The organism is Saccharothrix sp. AJ9571, assembly GCF_021725495.1.
In the GTDB taxonomy this organism is placed as follows: Bacteria; Actinomycetota; Actinomycetes; order Mycobacteriales; family Pseudonocardiaceae; genus Amycolatopsis; species Amycolatopsis magusensis.
The window spans coordinates 4,459,822-4,479,918 of sequence record NZ_CP091382.1 but is presented as its reverse complement, the minus strand read 5'-3'; the positions used below and the strand labels follow the sequence as shown (position 1 = coordinate 4,479,918).

Genomic DNA, 20,097 nt, shown 5'->3' with positions numbered 1-20,097 from the left:
GGGAGCCGCCCGTGACTGTCGATCTGGCCGGGTTCAACGAAGCCACCACCGCCGAAGCACGCGCACTGCTGCTGGCCTGCCTCGCCGTTCCACGGTGGGCGGACGCCGTGCTGGCCGCGCGCCCGTACGCCGACCGCGAAGCCCTGCTGGACACCGCGGCGAAGGCGGCCGATCCACTCACCGCCGACGAGGTCCACCTCGCCATCGCGGACCACCCCCGGATCGGCGAAAAGCCTGACACCAAAGGTACTTCGTCCGACTGGTCACGCTCGGAACAGTCCGGAGTGGACGATCGAGCCGCCGCCGAGTTCCGGGCCGCGAACGCCGCCTACGAGGAGCGCTTCGGCTGGGTGTACCTGGTGTGCGCGAGCGGGCGCGGCGGCGCCGAACTGCTCGCCGACCTGCGGTCCAGAATGGACAACGACCCGGCCGAGGAGATCACCGTCGCCGGTCGGGAACTGAGCAAGATCGCCGTACTGCGCTTGGGAAAGGCCGTCGCATGAGCCTGGTGACCACCCACGTCCTCGACACCGCGACCGGCCGCCCGGCGGCCGGGATCGAGGTGGAGCTCTCCGACGGGACCACCACCGTCGCGAAGGGACGGACCGACGACGACGGCCGCATCCGCGACCTCGGCCCGGAAACCCTGCCCGCCGGGGTCTACCGGCTCACCTTCGACACCGGCTCCTACCTCGGGCCGGACGCCTTCTTCCCCGAGGTGTCGCTGACCTTCCGGATCAGCGATCCCGGCGCGCACCACCACGTGCCGCTGCTGCTCAGCCCGTTCGCCTACTCCACTTACCGGGGGAGCTGACCGTGGGGATCACGCTGGGGCCGAACCAGTACGGGAAAGCCGAAGTCCGGATGGTCACCGTGCGGCGCTCGGGTCCGGTGCACGAACTCCGCGACCTCACCGTGTCGACCGCGCTGCGGGGACGCCTCGAACGCACCCACCTCACCGGCGACAACTCCGACGTGGTGGCCACCGACACGCAGAAGAACACCGTCTACGCCTTCGCCAAGCAGGAGCCGGTCGGCGAGATCGAGGACTTCGCGCTGCGCCTGGGCAGGCACTTCACCGGCGAGTTCAGCCACATCACCGGCGCGCGCATCCGGATCGAGGAGCACGGCTGGCAGCGCATCAGCGTCGACGGCGAACCGCACGACCACTCCTTCTCCCGCTCCGGGGACGAACGCCGGACCACCGAGGTCACCTTCGACGGCGACCGGGTCCGGGTGATCTCCGGCCTGACCGGCCTGACCGTGCTCAAGTCCACCGGCTCGGAGTTCCACGGGTTCCCCCGCGACCGGTACACCACCCTGGCCGAGACCGGCGACCGCATCCTGGCGACCGCGGTCACCGCCCGCTGGCGCCACCACGGGACCACCGGTGACTGGGCCGCGTCCTTCGGCGAGATCCGCCGCACCCTGCTCGAAACCTTCGCCACCAAGCACAGCCTCTCCCTGCAGCAGACGCTCTACGCCATGGGTGAAGCCGCGCTGCTGGCCCGCGACGAGATCGCCGAGATCCGGCTCTCGCTGCCGAACAAGCACCACTTCCCGGTCGACCTGAGCCCGTTCGGGCTGACCAACGAGAACGAGGTCTTCTTCGCCGCGGACCGCCCGTACGGGCTGATCGAGGGCACGGTGCTGCGGGACGGAGAAGTAGCCGAGGTGGACGTCCAGTGACTCATCCCGTAGACACCATCCCGTCCAAGGGGCAGCTGATCGCGGGCGGCGTGCAGCACGTCGCCGCCATGTACGCCGGGGTGGTCGCGCCACCGCTGATCATCGGCGCCGCCGTCGGGCTGAGCCCCGGTGAATTGAGCCTGCTGATCAGCGCGAGCCTGTTCACCGCCGGGCTCGCCACCCTGCTGCAAACGCTGGGGTTCTGGCGGTTCGGCGCGCGCCTGCCGCTGGTCAACGGCGTGACCTTCGCGACCGTGGCACCGGTGCTGGCGATCGTGAAGCAGCACGGCGGGGAGAACGCGCTCGGCGTGGTCTACGGCGCCACGCTGATCGGCGGCGCGGTGATGGTGCTCGCGGCCCCGTTCTTCTCCCGGCTCACCCGCTTCTTCCCGCCGCTGGTCACCGGCACGGTGATCACGCTGATCGGTGTCTCGCTGCTGCCGGTCGCGGTGCGCTGGATCGCGAACCAGCAGGACGCGGCCTCACCGTCGGGGCTGCTGCTGGCCGGAGTCACGCTGCTGGCGGTGCTGGCGTTCACTCGGTTCCTGCCGGGCTTCTTCAGCCGGATCGCGCTGCTGCTCGGACTGGTCGTGGGCACGCTGCTGGCGTGGCCGCTCGGCGAGGTGAACACCGCGACGCTGCGGGAGGCGCCCGCCTTCGGCATCGCCAGCCCGTTCCACTTCGGCGTCCCGGCCTTCGACATCGCGGCGGTGGTGTCGATGGCCATCGTGATGATCGTGATCATGGTCGAAAGCACGGCGGACATGCTCGCGCTGGGCGAGATCGTGGACCGCCCGTCGACCCCGCGCACGATCGCCGACGGCCTGCGCGCGGACGGCTTCGCCACCGCGGTGAGCACCATCTTCGGCGGGTTCGCCGCGACCGCGTTCGCGCAGAACGTCGGCTTGGTGGCGCTGACCAGGATGTACAGCCGGTACGTGGTCGCCGCGGGCGGGGTGGTGCTGGTGCTGCTCGGCGTGTTCCCGATCGCGGGCGGCATCGTCGCGCTGGTGCCGCAGCCGGTGCTCGGCGGGGCCGGTCTGGTGTTGTTCGGCAGCGTCGCGGTCAGCGGGATCCGGACGCTGTCGAAGGCGTCGTTCGACCGGCCGGCGCACATCGCGGTGGTGGCCGCGGCGCTGGGCATCGGCCTGATCCCGATCGCCGCGCCGGGCTTCTACGAGCACTTCCCGTCGGCCGTGCGGACCGTGCTCGACTCGGGCATCAGCGCCGGGTGCGTGGCCGCGGTACTGCTGAACCTGGTGTTCGGCGAACGCACGCGGGAACCGGCTCTGGATAGATCGCTCTAGCGGTACCCTGGGGTCGTGGGAAACACCAAGGAACGGATCATGACCGCCGGCGCCGAGCTGTTCCGCCGCAACGGCTACACCGGCACCGGGCTGAAGCAGATCGTCGCCGAGGCGAACGCGCCGTTCGGCTCGCTCTACCACTTCTTCCCCGGTGGCAAGGAACAGCTCGGCGAGGAGGTCATCCGCACCTCGGGCATGGCCTACATCGCCCTGATCGACGAACTCATCGCCCCGGCGCCCGACTTGATCTCGGGCATCGAAACCTTCTTCACCGCCGCCGCCGAAATGCTCGTGGAGACCGGTTACGCGGACGCCTGCCCGATCGCCACGGTGGCACTGGAAGTAGCCAGCACGAACGAACAACTGCGAATCGCCACTTCGGACGTCTTCACCGCCTGGATCGACGCGGGCACACGCGCCTTCGAACAACTGGGCGTGGCAGAGGCGGACGCGCGGAAGCTCACCTTCGCCGTGATCAACGCGTTGGAAGGCGCCTTCGTCCTGTGCCGCGCCATGCGGGACACCGAACCCATGACCGCCGCCTCCGCCTCCTGCGTCGCCTACGCCAAATCCCTCCCGACCCCCTAGCCCCTCTTCGATGTCACGAATGTGGCTTTGGGGGCCGATTCCGCCCCGAAAGCCACATTCGTGTCCCTCCCCAGCCGGGGAATCGCCCCCGGTGCCGTGAAAGCCACATTCACGGCACCACCCCGGCGCCCCGGCGACGGCAGCCCACCACCACGCCACCCCACCACCAGCAAACCGGGCCCGCCACCAAACCGGAGCACCAGAGCGCCCCACCCCCACCAGCAAACCGGCGCCCGGCCAGCACACCCGAGCACCAGAGCCACCCACCCCTCCCCATCCCCGGTCCAAAGCCAAAAACACGGCGAAGACCTCGATGTCAAGGCATCTTTCCCGCCTTGACATCGAGGTCTTCGCCGTAGTCACACTAAAAAACCGGGGTGGCCCCCTAAGCCCCAAGCCCCTGAACCCCCAAGCCCCCAACCCGATCAACCGTCAAATGCTCCGGCCGAACCGGCACCCGGCTCAACGCAACCCCCGTCGCAGCCCGGATGGCCGCAACAATCGCCGGGGTCGACGAGATGGTCGGCGGCTCCCCCACTCCCCGCAGCCCGTACGGCGCGTGCGGGTCGGCCCGTTCCAGCACGTCGATCGACATCGGCGGCATGTCCAGCACGGTCGGGATCAGGTAGTCGGTGAACGACGGGTTGCGCACCTTGCCGCCGCTGACGAGGATTTCCTCCATCACCGCCAACCCGAGACCCTGCGCCGAACCGCCCTGGATCTGGCCGAGCACGGCCTGCGGGTTGAGCGCCCGCCCGACGTCCTGCGCGCAGTCCAGCGCGACCACCTTCACCAGCCCCAGTTCGGTGTCCACGTCGACGACCGCCCGGTGCGCGGCGAAGCCGTACTGCACGTGCGCGGTGCCTTCGCCGGTCGCCGGGTCCAGCCCCGTGGTCGGCCGGTGCCGCCATTCGACGGTCTCCTCGAGCACCGTGTCCCCGAGCGCCTGCGCCAGGCTGACGTCGGCGGCCAGCGGCGTCGCCACGCGCTTGTGCAGGGCGGCCCGCACCGCCAGGCAGGCCGCCCGCACGGCACCACCGGTCACGTAGGTCTGCCGCGAAGCCGAGGTCGAGCCCGCGTTGCCGATCGTGGTGTCCATCGGCAGCACGGTCACCTGGTCCACACCCAGCTCGGTGCGCACGATCTGCTGCAGCACGGTGACCAGGCCCTGCCCCACCTCGCAGGCGGCGGTCTGCACCGTCGCCGCGGCTTCCCCGCCGACCACCTCCAGCCGCACCCGCGCGGTCGAGTAGTCGTCGAACCCCTCGGAGAAGCAGATGTTCTTGATGCCGACGCCGTAGCCGACCCCGCGCACCACGCCCTCGCCGTGGGTCGTGTTCGACACCCCGCCGGGCATGTGCCGCAGATCGAAATCGCGCTGCACGGGCAACGGTTTGCGGCGCACCCGGTCCAGCAGCTCCGCCACCGGCGCCGCGGAGTCGACCACCTGCCCGGTCGGCATCACCGAGCCCTCGCTCATCGCGTTGCGGACGCGCACCTCGACCGGGTCCAGCCCGCACGCCTCGGCGAGTTTGTCCATTTGCGACTCATACGCGAAGGCCGCCTGCACGGCCCCGAAGCCACGCATGGCACCGCACGGCGGGTTGTTCGTGTACGCACCCCAGCAGTCGATGGTCACGTTCGGCACGTCGTACGGCCCGACGCCGAGCGTCGCCGCGTTCGCCACCACGGCACCGGTCGACGACGCGTAGGCCCCGCCGTCGAGGTACAGCTTCGCCCGGACGTAGACCAGCTTCCCGTCCGAGTCGGCGCCGTGCTCGTAGTACATCCGCGCGGGATGCCGGTGCACGTGACCGTAGAACGACTCCTCGCGGTTGTAGACCATCTTCACCGGCTTGCCGGTGTGCAGCGCGAGCAGGCAGGCGTGCACCTGGATCGACAGGTCCTCGCGTCCGCCGAACGCCCCGCCGACCCCGCCCAGGGTCAGCCGCACCTTCTCCGGCGGCAGGCCGAGCGCCGCGACGATCTGCTGCTGGTCCACGTGCAGCCACTGGGTGGCCACGAACAGGTCGATCCCGCCGTCCTCGGCGGGCACCGCGAGCCCGCTTTCCGGCCCGAGGAACGCCTGGTCCTGCATGCCGACCTCGTAGGTCCCGCTGACCACCACCGCCGCTTCGGCGGCCTGGTCCCCGCGGCGGATCGGCACGTGGCGCACCACGTTCCCGCCCGGATGCAGCCTCGGGCCCACGCCATCGACCGCGGTCTCCGCGTCGGTGACCGGCTCCAGCACTTCGTAGTCGACCTTGATCCGGTCCATCGCGCGGCGAGCCGTCTCGGGGTGGTCCGCGGCCACCACGGCGACCGGTTCCCCCTGGTAGCGCACGACGTCCACGGCGAGCACCGGCTGGTCGAGGTGCTCCAGGCCGTAGGCGTTGCTGCCCGGCACGTCCTCGTGGGTCAGCACCGCGTAGACCCCGGGCACCGCCAGCGCCTCGCCGATCTCGAGCCCGCGGATGCGCGCGTACGGGTGCGGGCTGCGCAGCGTGGCGCCCCACAGCATGTCCTCGTGCCACAGGTCCGACGAGTAGGCGAACTCCCCGCGCACCTTGACCGTGCCGTCCGGCCGCTGCGGGCTGGTGCCGATGCCGCCCGCGGTGCTCACCTCGGTGGTGGTGGTGGTGGTGGTGCTCATCGTGCCTCCCGCAGCCGGGCGCTCGCCTTGCGCAGCTCACCGGCGATCGCCGCGGTGTCGGCGGTCCGCAGCGCGCCTCCGGAGACCACGGTCTTCCCGCCGACGAACACGCGGTGCGGGGTCGGCGTGGTGCCCAGCACCAGCGACGCCACCGGATCGGCGATTCCGGCGTAGTCCAGGCCGCCGAGGTCCCAGATCACCAGGTCGGCGAGCTTGCCGGGCTCGATCGAGCCGATTTCCGACTCCCGCCCGAGGCAGCGCGCGCCCCCCATCGTGCCGAGCCAGAGCGCCTCGCGCACCGACAGCGCCTGGGGCCCGCCGCGCTGGCGCGCCTGCAACAGCGCCGCGTGCAGTTCGATGCCCAGCCCACCGTCCTCATTGGACGCCGCGCCGTCCACGCCGAGGCCGACCGGCGCACCCGCGTCGAGCAGGTCCCGGACCGGCGCGATGCCGGTGCCGAGGCGGCCGTTGGACGTGGGGCAGTGCGCCGAGCCGGTGCGGGTCTCGCCCATCCGCCTGATGGCCTCCGGCGCCAGGTGCACGGTGTGCGCGAGCCAGACGTCGTCGCCGAGCCAACCCATGTCGTCCGCGTACTCGGCCGGGGTGCAACCCTCTTCGGCCAGGCACTGCTCCTCCTCGTCGATCGTCTCGGCGAGGTGGGTGTGCAGCCGGACACCCTTGCGGCGGGCCAGTTCCGCGGCCCCGGTCATCAGGGCGCGGCTGACCGTGAACGGCGAGCACGGCCCGGCCGCGATGCGGATGTGCGCGTTCTTCGAGGTGTCGTGGTGCCGGTCGATCGCCTGCTCGGTGCCGAGCAGCGCGGCCTCGGTGTCCTCGACCAGGTTGTCCGGCGGCAGCCCGCCGTCGGATTCGCCGCGGTCCATCGAACCGCGCACGATGTGGCTGCGCACCCCGATCCGGCCGGTGGCCGCGACCAGCGCCTCCACCTGGTCACCGGCGTCGGCCGGGAAGACGTAGTGGTGGTCGGCGACCGTGGTGCAGCCGGACAGCGCGAGCTTGGCCAGCCCGGCGGTCGCGGCGGCGTGGGTGAGGTCGGCGTCGAGGCGGCCCCAGATCGGGTACAGCTCGACCAGCCACTCGAACAGCGTCGAATCGACGGCGTACCCGCGCGTGGCCCACTGGTAGAGGTGGTGGTGGGTGTTCACCAGACCGGGCGTGACCAGTCCGGCGCCACCGAGGTCGAGGCGCTCGTCGTAGTCGCCGTCGGGTGCCGCTCCCGGCCCCACCGCGGTGATCAGCTCGTTCTCGACGACCACGTGACCGTCGAGGTGCTCGGTACCCGCGTCATCCACAGTGGACACCGCGACACCCTCGATCGCGATCCGGCTCATGCGTCCGCCCCTCGCGTCGCGGCCAGCTTCACCGCGTCCAGGATCTTTTCGTACCCGGTGCAGCGGCAGAGGTTCCCGGCCAGCGCCTCGCGGATCTCCTCGTCGCTCGGCTCGGGCACGCGGTCGAGCAGGTCGTGCGCGGCCACCACCAGCCCGGGCGTGCAGAACCCGCACTGGACCGCGCCCGCGTCCACAAAGGACTGCTGGACCGGATGGAGCCCGCCCGCCGGCCCACTACCACCCTCAACGGAGCCGCTTCGCGGCGCTTGCTGCCCCTTGTCGGCGAGGCCCTCCACCGTGCGGACCTCACGACCCTCGGCCTGCCCGGCCGCGACCAGGCAGGCGCACACCGGCACCGCGTCCAGGTACACCGTGCACGAGCCGCATTCGCCCTGCTCACAGGCGTTCTTCGAGCCCGGGAGGCCCAAGCGCTCCCGCAGCACGTACAGCAGGCTTTCGCCTTCCCAGACGTCGTCGGCCTGGCGTTGTTCGCCGTTGACGGTCATGTTCACGCGCATGAACGCTCCCCTGCTCGGTACTCCTGCCAGGCCCAGCCCAGCGTGCGGCGGGCGAGCACGGACAGGGCGTGCTTGCGGTACGCCGCGCTGCCGCGGACGTCGTCGATCGGTTCGGTGCCCTCGGCCACCAGCTCGCCGAACCGGCGGCACACCGAATCCCGCAGCGGTTCGGGTGTTTCCCACAAACCGGCGTCGGTCAGCTCGCCGGAGAGGAAGTCCTCGGCGGCCCGGCTGCGGCGTGGGGTGGGCGCCGCCGATCCGATCGCCGCGCCGACGCGTCCCTGCTCCGGGTGCAGCGCGAGGCCGAACGAGCACACCGCGATCACCATCGCGTTGCGCGTGCCGATCTTCGAGAACTGCTGCGGCGCCTTGGCTTCGGGGAGATTCACCGCGGTGATCAGCTCGTCGGGTCCGAGGGCGTTGCGCTTCACCCCGAGGTAGAAGTCCTCGGCGGCGATCGTCCGGGTGCCGCGCACGGAGGCCACCTCGATGGTGGCGCCGGTGGCCAGCAGCACCGGGTGGGTGTCCCCGGCGGGCGAAGCGGCACCCAGATTCCCGCCGACCGTGCCGCGGTTGCGGATCTGCGGCGAACCGACCGTCCGCGCGGCCATCGCCAGCCCGGGCAGCCGCTGGCCGAGCTGCTCGATCAGCCGTGTGTAGGGCACGCCCGCGCCGAGCCGGATGGTGCCGTCCTCCGCGTTCCACTCGGCCAGTTCGGCGATCCCGGTCAGGTCGAGCAGCGCCTCGGGCCTGCGGTGGTCGAAGTTCAGCTCGACCATCACGTCCGTGCCCCCGGCGATCGGCACCGCGCCGGGCCGCTCGGCCTTCACCGAGAGCGCTTCCGGCAAGGTGGCCGGCCGCAGGAATTCCACTTCTACCCCGTCCCTTTCCTGGTGGATACCCCAGTAGACAGCGGGTACCCCGCGCCTGCAACGGTGGCCGGACACGAAACTCCCTGAGCGCGACACCCCCGTGTTGTGGTTTTCTACAAAGCCTATGACCGTGGTGAAAACTCTGCTGGAGTTGCCGGAGCTGCGCCTGCGCCTGCGTGGCGGCGGCGACCTGCTCGACCGGCGGGTCACCAGGGTGTACGGCACCGAGCTGCCGGACCCCAGCCGGTACCTCTCGGCGGGTGAACTGGTGCTCACCGGGCTGCTGTGGTGGCGCGGTCCGGGGGACGCCGAGCCGTTCGTGGCGGCGCTGGCCCGCGCGGGCACCGCCGCGCTGGCCGCGTCGGGCGCGGACTCCGGCGGCATCCCCGAAGACCTGGTCCGGGCGTGCGAACGCCACCGCATCCCGCTGCTCGAAGTGCCGCCCGACCTGTCGTTCGCGGTGATCGTCGAACGGGTGGTGCTGGCGCTGGCCGCCGGCCGCGACGCCCCGGCCGGCCGGTTGCCCGCCCACGCGGCGGACCTCCCGCTGCCGGAACTGCTGCGGCTCGGTTCCGCCGAGCTCGGCCTGCCGTGCTGGGTGCTGGCCGGGACCGGGCGGGTGGTGGCGAGCACCGGGTTGCTGCTGCCCGAGGCCGAGCCGCTGGCCGCCGCGTTCAGCATGGGCACGGCGGTCGACGGCAGGCACGCCGTGCTGCCCGCGGGCGAGGGGTTCACCGTGCCGTGGGCGCTGGTGGTCGGCGGCTCGGCGAACTGGACCAACGAACAGCACGAGATCGCGGCCGAAGTCGCCACCCTGGTCGGCAGGCACCGGGGTTCGGTCCGGCAGCACGAGGTCGAAAGATCACTCTTCCGGGTATTGGCCGAAGGCGGGGATCTCGGCGAGTCCTTCGCCTCGGCGGGCTGGCCGCCGGACACGCCGGTCCGCGTGGTGCTCGCCCGCGCCGGGGGCGTCGAGGGCGACCTGCTCGACGAACTGCTCGCCGGTTACCCGGTGCGCGTCCTGCGTGGACGGTTCGGCGGAAGCGCGTGCGCGCTGGTCGCGGCGGAGGGCTGGCCGGACGACTGGCCGTCGGCCGCCACCCGCGCTTTGTCCATAGTGGAACCCGCGTTGACCGCGGACCGGGTGCTGGTGAGCATCGGCGGCCCGGCGGCGCTGACCGGGGTCCGGGGTGCGCTGGAGGAAGCCGTGCACGCGCTGGAAGTCGGCGCCGGACGGGACGAACGCATCGCCGTGGTGCCGGGTGCGGAGATCGGCGTGCACCGGCTGGTGCTGGCCGGGGTGTCGGACGAACTGCGCACCGCACTGCGGCGGCGGGTGCTCGGCCCGCTGCTGGACTACGACGCCGCGCAGCACAGCGACCTCGTGCGCACCGTGCGGGTGTTCCTCGAATCCTCCGGCTCACCGGCGGTGGCCGCGAAAGCCCTGCACATCCACGTGAACACCCTGCGCTACCGGATCGGCCGCGCCGGGGAACTCCTGGGCCTGGACCTCACCGACTTCACCAACCAGGTCGACGTCTACCTGGCCCTGCGCATCAGCGGCTGACACCCCGGTGCCCATGTCAAGCCCGGCGGACGTACCGGTCCAGGGTCGCTCGGTCCAGGTCCGGCAGGTCGGCGGCGGTCAGAGCACCGCAGTCCAGGCCTCGGCAGAGGTAGGCGGCCAGTGCCTGCGCGGTCGCCGGTTCGTCGAGGAAGCCGCCTTCGGCCTTCGAGGCGTAGGCGCGCAGCCGGTCCGCCGCCGGTTCGAAGCCCGCGCGGAAGAACTCGTACGTGGCCGCGTACCGGCTCGGCAACTGGTGCGGGTGCAGGTCCCAGCCCTGGTAGAACCCACGTTCCAGGGATCGCCGGATCAACCGCGCGTGCTCGCGCCACGCGGCACGCACGGCCGGGGTGTCCCCGACCGGCAGCTTGTTCGTCGAGCCGTCCGACAGGCGCACGCCCGTTCCGGCGGCCGCGACCTGCATGAACGCCTTGGCGAAGTCCGCCGCCGGGTGCTCCATGCTCTGGTACTCGGCGCTGATCCCGAGCCCGGCGCTGTAGTCGTAGGTGCCGTAGTGCAGCCCGCCGATCCGCCCGCCACCCGCCTGGACGATCCGGGCGACGGCGACCGTGCCGTCCTCGCTGAGGATCGACTGCGCCGTCTCCACCTGCACCTCGAAGCGCAGCGCACCGGCGGCCAGTCCGTACGCGGCCTCCAACTGCTCGAGCACCGCCGCGCAGGCTTCCACCTGCTCGACCGCGGTGACCTTCGGCAGCGTCACCACGAACCCGCCGGGCAGGCCACCGCCACCGAGCAGCCCGCTCAGGAACAGGTCCAGCGTGCGGATGCCACGCCGCCGCGTCGGCTGTTCGAAGCTCTTGAACCGGATGCCGGTGAACGGCGGCGCGTGGCCGCCCGCCACCGACTCCGCCAGCGCGGCACCGGCCGAGACCGCGTCGGCGTCCTCGGTGTCGTCGTCCGGACGGCCATAGCCGTCCTCGAAGTCGATCCGCAGGTCCTCGATCGGTTCCGCGGCGAGTTTCGCGCGCACGCGGTCCGCGACCGCGTCATCCGTCTCAAGTGGACCGTGCTCCGCCAGCGCGGCGGCGGCCTGCGTGCCCCACCGCCCGGCCAGTTCCGCGTGGAACCGGCCGGCCGGCACGTAGACCGTGTGCACCGGCTGACGACCGGGTGGCTCACCGGGGTACAGCCCGGCGACGCGGGCGTCCACCTCGGCGAGGCGGGCGTCGATGTGCGCGTAGACGTCCTCGGTGAGCCGACCCGGTGCCATCGCGTTACTTGATCCGCTCGTAGGCGGGCAGGGTCAGGAAGTCGACGAACTCGTCGGCCAGCGCGACCTCTTCGAACAGTTCGACCGCCGGCTCGAGCAGGTCGTCCTGGACCGTCCCGGTCAGCTCCTGGCGCACCTCGGCGAGCACCTCGCGCACCAGCTCACGGGTCACCTTCTGCCCGTTGTCCAGCTCGGTGCCGTTGCGCACCCACTGCCAGATCTGCGAACGCGAGATCTCCGCGGTCGCCGCGTCCTCCATCAGGTTGTGGATCGCCGCGGCACCGTTCCCGCTCAGCCAGGAGGCGATGTAGCGGACGCCGACGTCGACCGCGCCACGCAGGCCGGCCGCGGTCGCGCCGCCCTCGGTGGACGCCACGTCGAGCAACTGCTCGGCGGTCACGCTCACCTCGTCACGGGTGCGCTCGAGCTGGTTCGGCTTGTCGCCGAGCACCTTGTCGAACTCCTCCTTGCACAGCCCGACCATGCCGGGGTGCGCCACCCACGAGCCGTCGAACCCGTCGCCCGCCTCGCGTGCCTTGTCGGCGTGGACCTTCTTCGACGCGTTCTCCGCGACCTCCGGGTCCTTGCTCGGGATGAACGCGGCCATGCCGCCGATCGCGAACGCGCCGCGCTTGTGGCAGGTGCGCACCAGCAGCTCGGTGTAGGCCCGCATGAACGGCGCGGTCATGGTGACGCTGTTGCGGTCCGGCAGCACGAACTTCTCACCGGCGTCGCGGAAGTACTTGATCACGCTGAACAGGTAGTCCCAGCGGCCCGCGTTCAGCCCGGAGGCGTGTTCGCGCAGCTCGTAGAGGATCTCCTCCATCTCGAACGCCGCCGGGATGGTCTCGATCAGCACGGTGGCGCGGATGGTGCCGTGCGGGATGCCCAGCTCCTTCTGCGCGTGCGTGAACACGTCGTTCCACAGGCGCGCTTCGAGGTGGCTTTCCATCTTCGGCAGGTAGAAGTACGGGCCCTTGTCGGAGGCGAGCAGGGCACGCACGTTGTGGAAGAAGTGCAGGCCGAAGTCGACCAGCGCGCCCACCCCGGCACGGCCGTCGAACTCCAGGTTGCGCTCGTCGAGGTGCCAGCCACGCGGGCGGACCACGATGGTGGCGTGCTCGACGTCGTCGCGCAGCTGGTAGCTCTTGCCCTCCGGCGTGGTCAGCGAGATGTCGCCGCGGACGGCGTCACGCAGGTTGAGCTGCCCGCCGACCACGTTGCGCCAGTGCGGCGTGTTGGCGTCCTCCAGGTCGGCCAGCCAGACCTTGGCCCCGGAGTTCAGCGCGTTGATGGTCATCTTGCGGTCGGTCGGCCCGGTGATCTCCACCCGCCGGTCACGCAGCGCGGGCGGCGCGTCGGCCACCTTCCACTCCGACTCGCGCACCTGCTGGGTCTCCGGCAGGAAGTCGAGCTTCCCGGTGCGCGCGGCTTCCTCGCGGCGGGCACGGCGAGCTTCGAGCAGCTCGTCCCGGCGGGCGGCGAACGCGGAGTGCAGACCGGCGAGGAACTCCAGCGCCTCGGGCGTCAAGATCTCGTCGCTGCCTTCGACGGAATCTCCGAGGACACGAACTTCAGACATGTGTGAACACCCCAACTGGGAGACGTTTTCTATTTCGCGGACTATAGTTTCTGCATGGCGGAAACTCAACGCAGGCCGGGCAGCGTGCAGTCGCTGGAGCGGGCCTTTGAGCTGCTGGAACGCCTGGCCGACGCCGGGGGTGAGGCAAGTCTCTCCGAGCTGGCCACCCTCTCCGGCCTGCCGATGCCCACGATCCACCGGCTGATCCGGACCCTGCTCGACCTCGGTTACGTCCGGCAGCACACCAATCGCCGGTACGCGCTGGGCGCCCGGCTCATCCGGCTGGGTGAACACGCGGGGGTGCAGTTCGGCACCTCGACCCGGCCGCTGCTCGCGGAACTGGTCGAGGAGACCGGCGAGACGGCGAACCTGGCGATCCTCGAACGCGACGAGGTCGTCTACGTCGCCCAGGTCCCGTCGAAGCACTCGATGCGCATGTTCACCGAGGTGGGCAGGCGGCTGCTGCCGCACGGCACCGGCGTCGGCAAGGCGATGCTCGCGCGGCTGCCCGCCGACGAGACCCGCGCGCTGCTCACCCGCACCGGGACGCCCGCGTACACCACGCACACCATCACCGACCCGGACACCCTGCTCGACCACCTGCGGGAGGTGGCCGAGCAGGGCTACGCGCTGGACGAGAGCGAGCAGGAGATCGGCGTGCGGTGCGTGGCCGTCGCCCTCACCGGCACGCCGACCCCGGCCGCGGTCTCGGTGTCCGGCCCGGAAGGCAGGCTCACCAAGGAGACGGTGTCCCGCATCGCGCCCGTGGTTCAGCGGGTGGCGAAGGAGCTGTCCGAGCGGATCACGGCTTCGTGAGTTCGCCGGCCAGCAGTTCCATCAGCAGGCCGTCGCGCCAGGTGCCGTCCCGGCGCTGCTCGTACTGCCGCAGCACGCCGACCGGTTTGAAACCGAGCTTGGCGTAGACCGAGATCGCCCGTGCGTTCTCCGCGGCGGGGTCGATGGTCAGCCGGTGGTGGCCGCGTTCTTCGATGAAGTGCGTGGCCAGCCGGTGGATCGCGGCTGTGCCGATGCCGCGGCCGTGCCAGTCCGGGTGCACCGCGAGATCGATGCCCGCGTGCCGGTAGGCCGGGGTCGTCTCTTCCGAGCCCTGGATGAGCCCGACCACGGTGCCCTCGAACTCGATGGCGTACGAGGTGGTGTCCGGGTCCTCGGGCGCGACCAGTTCGGCGGTCTCGGTGTCCGGATCGCCCCACCAGGCGGCGACCTCGGGGGTGGACAGGATCTCGCGGACGCGAGCGGCGTCTTCGGCGGTGATCCGGCGCAGGGTGATGTTCATGGTGAAGTCCTCCTCGAAGCGGTTGCGGAATGCGGCGAACCGTTCGAAGAGGCGGGGCACGGGAAGTGCGTCAACCAGGCATGCGGGACATCCTGCCCCGGCCACGGGGGCCGGGGCACCTGATTTTTCAGCCGAGCAGGGCGTCGACGAAGGCACCGGCCTCGAACGGCGCCAGGTCGTCCGCGCCTTCACCGAGGCCGACCAGCTTGACCGGCACGCCCAGCTCGCGCTGCACCTGGAAGACGATGCCGCCCTTGGCCGTGCCGTCCAGCTTGGTCAGCACGATGCCGGTCACGGACACCACCTCGGCGAACACGCGGGCCTGCATCAGCCCGTTCTGCCCGGTGGTGGCGTCGAGCACGAGCAGCACCTCGTCCACCTTGGCCTGCTTCTCCACCACCCGCTTGACCTTGCCCAGCTCGTCCATCAGGCCGGTCTTGGTGTGCAGGCGGCCGGCGGTGTCGATCAGCACCGCGTCCACGCCGGCCTCGGTACCGCGCTTGACCGCGTCGAAGGCGACCGCGGCCGGGTCGGCGCCTTCCTTGCCGCGGACCACCTCGGCGCCGACGCGGTCGGCCCAGGTCTGCAACTGGTCGGCGGCGGCGGCGCGGAAGGTGTCGGCCGCGCCGAGCAGCACGTGACGGCCCTGCGCCACCAGCACCCGGGCGAGCTTGCCGGTGGTGGTGGTCTTCCCGGTGCCGTTGACCCCGGCGATCAGCACCACCGCGGGCTTCTTGTCGTCACCGGTGCCGTGCGGCAGCGCGCGGACCGCGCGGTCGCCCTCGGTCTTCAGCGCGCCGATCAGCACCTCGCGCAACACGGTCCTGGCCTCTTCGGAGGTGCGGACCGCGCGCACGGACAGCTCCGCGCGCAGCTTCTCGACGATCTCCGTGGTGGTCGCCGCGCCGAGGTCGGCGACCAGCAGCGTGTCCTCCACGTCCTGCCAGGAGTCCTCGTCCAGGTCACCGGCACCGAGCAGGCCGAGCAGGCTCTGGCCGAAGGCCGAGCGCGACTTCGACAGGCGGCCGCGCAGCCGCTCGATCCGGCCGCCGGCCGGGGCGATCTCCTCGACCGGCTCAGGCTCAGGCGTGGGTGCGGGCTCGGGTACCGGCTCGGGCTTGACCTCGGGCTTTTCCGGCGCCACGGGTTCGTCGGGCAGGACCACGTCGACGATCCCGCGCCGCGGCGCGTCCCGCGGCACCGAAGCGTCGTCACCGACGCCCGGCTGGCCGTCGACCTCGGTGCGCTCCCCCGCCGGGTGCACCGGTTCTTCGGTCTTTTCCCCGCCCGGAGCCAGCGCGATACCGCCGCCCGCCTGGTACCCGCCCCCCTTGGGCTTGACCTCTTTGGCCTTCTCGGCGGCCCGGTCCGCGGCCAGGCTGATCTTGCGCTTGCGCGCGATGACCAGCCCCGCGACCAGGGCCACCACCAGCACCACGACGGCTACGACGATGATCCAGAACCAGAGGTTGCTCGACACGCGGCCATCCTCGCATCCGGCGCCGGTCCGGCCGATCCGCCCCCGCACCCAGGGCAAACATCCACCGAGGTGAACTCGGTTTGGACAAGAAGCAACGATTGCGCTTGCGTCCCGCCCTCGCCGAGGACTAGACCACCTCTCCGTGACTGCTCGTTCTGGCGAGCCCCTCACCGTCGTGGGGCTCATCTCGGGCACGTCGATCGATGGCATCGACGTGGCCGCCGCCCGGTTGTCCGCCGAGGGCGGCGAGGTGGTGCTGACCCCACTCGCCGAGGCGGAACTGCCGTATCCGGACGAACTGCGCGAACGGCTGCTCGCCGCGCTGCCGCCGAACCCGTGCACCGCCGAGGAACTGACCCGGCTGGACACGCTCGTCGGCCAGTCGTTCGGCGAAGCGGCCGCCACCGGCGTCGACCTGGCCGGTGGCGCCGACCTGGTCGCCTCGCTCGGGCAGACGGTGTTCCACTGGGTCGAGGACGGCCGCGCCCGCGGCACCCTGCAACTCGGCAGGTCCGCGTGGATCGCCGAACGCACCGGCCTGCCGGTGGTGGCCGACCTGCGGGCGCGCGACGTCGCGGCGGGCGGGCACGGCGCGCCGCTGGCCAGCACGCTCGACCAGCTGTGGTTGCGCGGTCTCGCCGAGGACACCGGCGCGCCCGCGGTGGGGCTGAACATCGGCGGCATCGCCAACATCACCGTGGTCCGCTCGGGCGCCGACGCCGTGGCCTACGACACCGGTCCGGGGAACGCGCTGCTCGACCTGGCCTCCCACGACATCACCGGAGGCAGGCAGCGCAGCGACCTCGGCGGCGCGCTCGCCGCGGCCGGACGGGTCCACTCCGGACTGCTGGAACGCCTGCTGGCCGATCCGTACTACACCGCGCCGCCACCGAAAAGCACCGGCAAGGAGCACTTCCACCGCGATTACCTGCGTACGCAGATGAGCGGGCTCGAACTCGCCGGAGAAGACCTGCTCGCCACCCTGACCGAGCTGACCGCCGCCACCATCGCCGCCGAATGCGCCCGCCACGGCGCGGGCACCGTGGTCGCTTCCGGTGGTGGCGTGGAAAACCCGGTGCTGATGCACGCACTCGGCGCCCGGCTGACCGGGGCCGCGCTGCGCACCAGTGACGACCTCGGCCTGCCACGAGCGGCGAAAGAGGCCTACCTGACCGCGTTGCTGGGCTGGCTGACCTGGCACGGGCAACCGGCCAACCTGCCGAGCGCCACCGGCGCCGCCGGTCCGCGGCTGCTCGGCAGCATCACCCCCGGCGCGCACCCGGCGGTGCTCCCGCCCCCCTTGCCCGCGGCCATTACCCGTTTGCGTATGGCGCCCCGGGGAAAAACACGGTAGGAGATGTCAATGCGTGCAGTCGACCTCGCGATAATCGCGATCTTTCTGGTGGGGATGCCGGTACTCGGCATCGTGATCGGCGGCCGGCAGAAGTCCGGTAACGACTATTTCGTCGGCGAGGGCAAGATCTCGTGGTGGGTGGCGTGCCTTTCGGTGGTGTCGGCGGAAACGTCGACGCTGACCGTGCTCTCGGTGCCCACGGTCGCCTACATAGCCACGCCCGGTGCGGGCGGGATGACCTATTTGTCACTGGCGATCGGCTACATCCTCGGCCGCATCGTGGTTTCGTTCGTGCTGTTGCCGCGGTACGTGGCAGGCAACCTGGTGACCGCGTACGCCTTCCTGGGCAAGCGGTTCGGCAGCGGGTTGCAGGGCACCGCCTCGGTGACCTTCCTGCTCACCCGCACCGCGGCCGACGGGATCCGGTTGTTCGCCACGGCGATCCCGGTCAAGGTGGTGCTCGGCGCGTACGGCCTGACCGTGTCGTACTGGGCGATCGTGGTCGCGCTGGGCATCGCGATGGTGATCTACAGCTTCTTCGGCGGCGTGCGGGCCGTGGTCTGGGTCGACGCGATCCAGATGCTCTGGTACGTGCTCGGCGGCGTCGTGGTGATCTGGGTGCTGGCGGCGAACCTGCCCGACGGCTGGTTCTCGAAGGCGGTGGACGCCAACAAGTTCCAGTTGCTCGACTTCTCGTCGAACCCGCTGACCGGGCCGTACGCGATCATCACCGCGGTGATCGGTGGCGCGGTGCTGTCGATGGCCTCGCACGGTTCGGACCAGCTGATCGTGCAGCGGCTGCAGGCCACCAACGACCTGCGCGCGGCGCAGAAGGCGCTGATCGCCTCCGGTGTGGTGGTCTTCCTCCAGTTCGCGCTGTTCCTGTTCATCGGCGTGATGCTGTGGGCGTTCTACAACGGACTCGACCCGGTCAAGCAGCTGGGGCTGAACACCAATGACGAATTGTTCGCGAACTTCATCGTGACCGAACTGCCGAGCGGGTTGTCCGGTTTCGTGATCGCCGGAATCCTCGCCGCCGCACTGAGTTCCTCACTCGGCGCGCTGGCGTCCTCGACGGTGACCGACGTGTACGAGCGCGTGATCGGCAGGCAACTGTCCGATGTGGACCGTTTGAAGCAGGGGCGCATCTGGACGATCATCTGGGCCGGGATCCTGATCGTGTTCGCCGGTTTCTTCGCCTCGTTCACCTCGACCAGCGACCCGATCGTCGTGCAGGCGCTGGGCATCACCGGCTACACCTACGGCGCGCTGCTCGGCGCGTTCCTGCTCGGGCTGCTGTTCAAGAAGGCACGCCAGCCCGACGCGATCGTCGCGTTCGTGGTGACCGTGGTGGTGATGGCGTTCGTGATCCTCGGCGTGAAGTTCGACAAGGCGAGCGGCACGCTGCTCGGCATCGACTTCTCGAAGGCGGCGGGGAGCAACGTGGCGCTGGCGTTCCCGTGGTACACGCTGGCCGGGGTGATCATCACCCTGGTGGTCGGCGGCCTGCTCTCGCTGCGGCACGCCACCCCGGACCCGAAGTCCACGGAAGCCACCTCGGCCAAGGAATCCGTCTAGGTCACGAATGTGGCTTTCGGGACGCCCTCCCGTCGCCCGCCACCACCCTCAGCGGAGCTGCGCACTGTTACATCGCGGCTCGAAAGCCACATTCGTGACATCGGGACCCGGAGTCAGGGCAGCGCGGGGTGGACGCGGTCCGAGAGCGAGCCGACGAACCGGGCGCGGCCCGTTTCCTGCCACTCCACCGGCACCCCGATCCGGCTCGGCGGGCGGCGCAGGCCGTCGGGCAGTTCGGCGTCGGGGATCAGCAGGAGCCTGCTGGCCCGGCGGCGCAGTTCGGTGATCCGCTCCGCGCCCGCGAGCAACTGGTTCCATTCGGCCTCGGGGATCATCCGGTCCGCGCTTTCGAGCACCGATGCGTCGGCCGTGGCCCACGAAACCGGGGAAGCCTCGAAGTTCCACCAGGTGTCCCGGCGGCCGGGGCCGACGAACCCGTGCATCACGCACGGCACCCACTGCCCCGGCACGAACTGCGTGCCTTCGCGCGCGCGGAACGCGATCAGCCGGTACGCGAAGCGCGGCGGCGATACGGGATCGCGGGAGATGTCGCCGAGCACCAGGATTTCGACCTTGCCGTCGGCCTGCTGCACCACCACCCCCGGCACGAGTTGCCCGCCGCGGAAGGGTTTGACCGCGTGCTCGGCGCGCAATCCGCGCACGATCGCGTAGATCCCGGCGATCAGCACGAGCACGCCCAGCACCACCGACCACCACCGCCCGTCCGCGATGGCCCACCACCCCAGCGCGATCGCCACCACCCCGGCCACCACGCCGACGAGCAACGCGATCGCCCTGGCATGGATGTTGGGACTACTGGCACGCAGTTGATCCGCGTCTATCGGAGCATCGAAGAACCGCCGCGGGTCACCCGCAGGCCACGCAGATTCACTCACCCGGGGCATCCTGCCAGAACGACGCCCCGAAACGGGTCACGATCGCCGATCCGCCGTCCGGGCCAACGTAGCTGACAGCACCCGTTCGACGTCGTACCGTCACAGTCGCGGTTACTTCGGGAGGGGAGCGACTGTC

At 71.0% G+C, this 20,097-nt stretch carries 18 protein-coding genes; 9 read left to right on the top strand and 9 right to left on the bottom strand.

Annotated features, from left to right (window positions below):
- Positions 1–11 precede the first annotated feature (11 nt).
- The 5 genes from uraD to L3Q67_RS20560 are packed head-to-tail and all read left to right on the top strand — an operon-like array spanning position 12 to position 3,584.
- Positions 12–503, top strand: a complete 492-nt coding sequence (gene uraD / locus L3Q67_RS20580; RefSeq protein ID WP_499191014.1) for a 2-oxo-4-hydroxy-4-carboxy-5-ureidoimidazoline decarboxylase — start codon at positions 12–14, stop codon at positions 501–503.
- Entirely contained in the window at positions 500–814 is a 315-nt protein-coding gene (gene uraH, locus L3Q67_RS20575) for a hydroxyisourate hydrolase (RefSeq protein WP_499191013.1), read from the top strand. Before uraD ends, uraH begins: the two co-directional genes overlap by 4 nt.
- A gap of 2 nt (positions 815–816) precedes the next feature.
- Positions 817–1,689 carry a urate oxidase gene (gene pucL, locus L3Q67_RS20570; protein ID WP_499191012.1) on the top strand — a complete coding sequence of 291 codons (873 nt, stop codon included), beginning with the start codon at positions 817–819 and terminating at the stop codon, positions 1,687–1,689.
- Positions 1,686–2,996, top strand: a complete 1,311-nt coding sequence (locus L3Q67_RS20565; protein WP_395902100.1) for a nucleobase:cation symporter-2 family protein — start codon at positions 1,686–1,688, stop codon at positions 2,994–2,996. Before pucL ends, L3Q67_RS20565 begins: the two co-directional genes overlap by 4 nt.
- A gap of 15 nt (positions 2,997–3,011) precedes the next feature.
- Positions 3,012–3,584 carry a TetR/AcrR family transcriptional regulator gene (locus L3Q67_RS20560; RefSeq protein ID WP_499191011.1) on the top strand — a complete coding sequence of 191 codons (573 nt, stop codon included), beginning with the start codon at positions 3,012–3,014 and terminating at the stop codon, positions 3,582–3,584.
- Positions 3,585–3,969: 385 nt separating this feature from the next.
- On the opposite strand, the gene L3Q67_RS20555 is transcribed toward L3Q67_RS20560, so the two are convergent.
- From L3Q67_RS20555 to L3Q67_RS20540, 4 genes are read right to left on the bottom strand one after another with little or no spacing between them, the layout of a single operon-like run.
- The gene (locus L3Q67_RS20555; protein WP_499191010.1) at positions 3,970–6,237 is read right to left on the bottom strand and encodes a xanthine dehydrogenase family protein molybdopterin-binding subunit; all 2,268 of its coding nucleotides are present in this window, start codon (positions 6,235–6,237) and stop codon (positions 3,970–3,972) included.
- The gene (locus L3Q67_RS20550; protein ID WP_499191009.1) at positions 6,234–7,589 is read right to left on the bottom strand and encodes an amidohydrolase family protein; all 1,356 of its coding nucleotides are present in this window, start codon (positions 7,587–7,589) and stop codon (positions 6,234–6,236) included. The genes L3Q67_RS20555 and L3Q67_RS20550 overlap by 4 nt, the downstream gene beginning before the upstream one ends.
- Complete coding sequence (locus tag L3Q67_RS20545) at positions 7,586–8,107, bottom strand: (2Fe-2S)-binding protein (RefSeq protein WP_499191008.1); 522 nt, start codon at positions 8,105–8,107, stop codon at positions 7,586–7,588. Before L3Q67_RS20545 ends, L3Q67_RS20550 begins: the two co-directional genes overlap by 4 nt.
- Entirely contained in the window at positions 8,098–8,979 is an 882-nt protein-coding gene (locus L3Q67_RS20540; protein WP_499191007.1) for an FAD binding domain-containing protein, read from the bottom strand. Before L3Q67_RS20540 ends, L3Q67_RS20545 begins: the two co-directional genes overlap by 10 nt.
- A 124-nt stretch (positions 8,980–9,103) precedes the next feature.
- Between L3Q67_RS20540 and L3Q67_RS20535 the strand changes: the two genes are divergently transcribed.
- Entirely contained in the window at positions 9,104–10,546 is a 1,443-nt protein-coding gene (locus L3Q67_RS20535) for a helix-turn-helix domain-containing protein (RefSeq protein WP_499191006.1), read from the top strand.
- 16 nt (positions 10,547–10,562) lie between these two features.
- On the opposite strand, the gene L3Q67_RS20530 is transcribed toward L3Q67_RS20535, so the two are convergent.
- Positions 10,563–11,774, bottom strand: a complete 1,212-nt coding sequence (locus tag L3Q67_RS20530; RefSeq protein WP_499191005.1) for an aldolase/citrate lyase/malate synthase family protein — start codon at positions 11,772–11,774, stop codon at positions 10,563–10,565.
- Between the two features lie 4 nt (positions 11,775–11,778).
- A complete protein-coding gene (gene aceB / locus L3Q67_RS20525; protein ID WP_499191004.1) occupies positions 11,779–13,356 on the bottom strand; it encodes a malate synthase in 1,578 nt (525 codons plus the stop codon).
- A gap of 54 nt (positions 13,357–13,410) precedes the next feature.
- On the opposite strand from aceB, the gene L3Q67_RS20520 reads away from it, so the two are divergent.
- Positions 13,411–14,172, top strand: coding sequence for an IclR family transcriptional regulator (locus L3Q67_RS20520; RefSeq protein WP_499191003.1), 762 nt, complete (start codon positions 13,411–13,413; stop codon positions 14,170–14,172).
- Here L3Q67_RS20520 and L3Q67_RS20515 read toward each other — a convergent pair.
- Positions 14,159–14,653: a GNAT family N-acetyltransferase gene (locus L3Q67_RS20515; protein WP_499191597.1), complete on the bottom strand. Its 495-nt coding sequence runs from the start codon at positions 14,651–14,653 to the stop codon at positions 14,159–14,161. The two genes, L3Q67_RS20520 and L3Q67_RS20515, sit on opposite strands and share 14 nt — an antisense overlap.
- Positions 14,654–14,780: 127 nt before the next feature.
- Positions 14,781–16,133, bottom strand: coding sequence for a signal recognition particle-docking protein FtsY (gene ftsY, locus L3Q67_RS20510; RefSeq protein ID WP_499191002.1), 1,353 nt, complete (start codon positions 16,131–16,133; stop codon positions 14,781–14,783).
- 142 nt (positions 16,134–16,275) lie between these two features.
- Here ftsY and L3Q67_RS20505 point away from each other — a divergent pair, with 142 nt between their 5' ends.
- Both L3Q67_RS20505 and L3Q67_RS20500 read left to right on the top strand, forming a co-directional pair.
- Complete coding sequence (locus L3Q67_RS20505; RefSeq protein WP_499191001.1) at positions 16,276–17,487, top strand: anhydro-N-acetylmuramic acid kinase; 1,212 nt, start codon at positions 16,276–16,278, stop codon at positions 17,485–17,487.
- Positions 17,488–17,496: 9 nt separating this feature from the next.
- Positions 17,497–19,065 (top strand): sodium:solute symporter, encoded by a 1,569-nt coding sequence (locus tag L3Q67_RS20500; RefSeq protein ID WP_499191000.1) that lies wholly within the window; start codon positions 17,497–17,499, stop codon positions 19,063–19,065.
- A 113-nt stretch (positions 19,066–19,178) separates the two neighbouring features.
- Here the strand turns inward: L3Q67_RS20500 and L3Q67_RS20495 are convergent, their stop codons facing one another.
- On the bottom strand, positions 19,179–19,970 hold the full coding sequence (locus L3Q67_RS20495) for a DUF3239 domain-containing protein (RefSeq protein ID WP_499190999.1): 792 nt from the start codon (positions 19,968–19,970) through the stop codon (positions 19,179–19,181).
- Positions 19,971–20,097 lie beyond the last annotated feature (127 nt).

Bases quoted from the DNA above. Each gene is read 5' to 3' on its own strand.
- uraH (WP_499191013.1), top strand. From the start codon at position 500: ATGAGCCTGGTGACCACCCACGTCCTCGACACCGCGACCGGCCGCCCG.
- L3Q67_RS20555 (WP_499191010.1), bottom strand. From the start codon at position 6,237: ATGAGCACCACCACCACCACCACCACCGAGGTGAGCACCGCGGGCGGC.
- L3Q67_RS20550 (WP_499191009.1), bottom strand. From the start codon at position 7,589: ATGAGCCGGATCGCGATCGAGGGTGTCGCGGTGTCCACTGTGGATGAC.
- L3Q67_RS20545 (WP_499191008.1), bottom strand. From the start codon at position 8,107: ATGCGCGTGAACATGACCGTCAACGGCGAACAACGCCAGGCCGACGAC.
- L3Q67_RS20535 (WP_499191006.1), top strand. From the start codon at position 9,104: ATGACCGTGGTGAAAACTCTGCTGGAGTTGCCGGAGCTGCGCCTGCGC.
- L3Q67_RS20530 (WP_499191005.1), bottom strand. From the start codon at position 11,774: ATGGCACCGGGTCGGCTCACCGAGGACGTCTACGCGCACATCGACGCC.
- aceB (WP_499191004.1), bottom strand. From the start codon at position 13,356: ATGTCTGAAGTTCGTGTCCTCGGAGATTCCGTCGAAGGCAGCGACGAG.
- L3Q67_RS20520 (WP_499191003.1), top strand. From the start codon at position 13,411: ATGGCGGAAACTCAACGCAGGCCGGGCAGCGTGCAGTCGCTGGAGCGG.
- L3Q67_RS20515 (WP_499191597.1), bottom strand. From the start codon at position 14,653: ATGAACATCACCCTGCGCCGGATCACCGCCGAAGACGCCGCTCGCGTC.
- L3Q67_RS20500 (WP_499191000.1), top strand. From the start codon at position 17,497: ATGCGTGCAGTCGACCTCGCGATAATCGCGATCTTTCTGGTGGGGATG.
- L3Q67_RS20495 (WP_499190999.1), bottom strand. From the start codon at position 19,970: ATGCCCCGGGTGAGTGAATCTGCGTGGCCTGCGGGTGACCCGCGGCGG.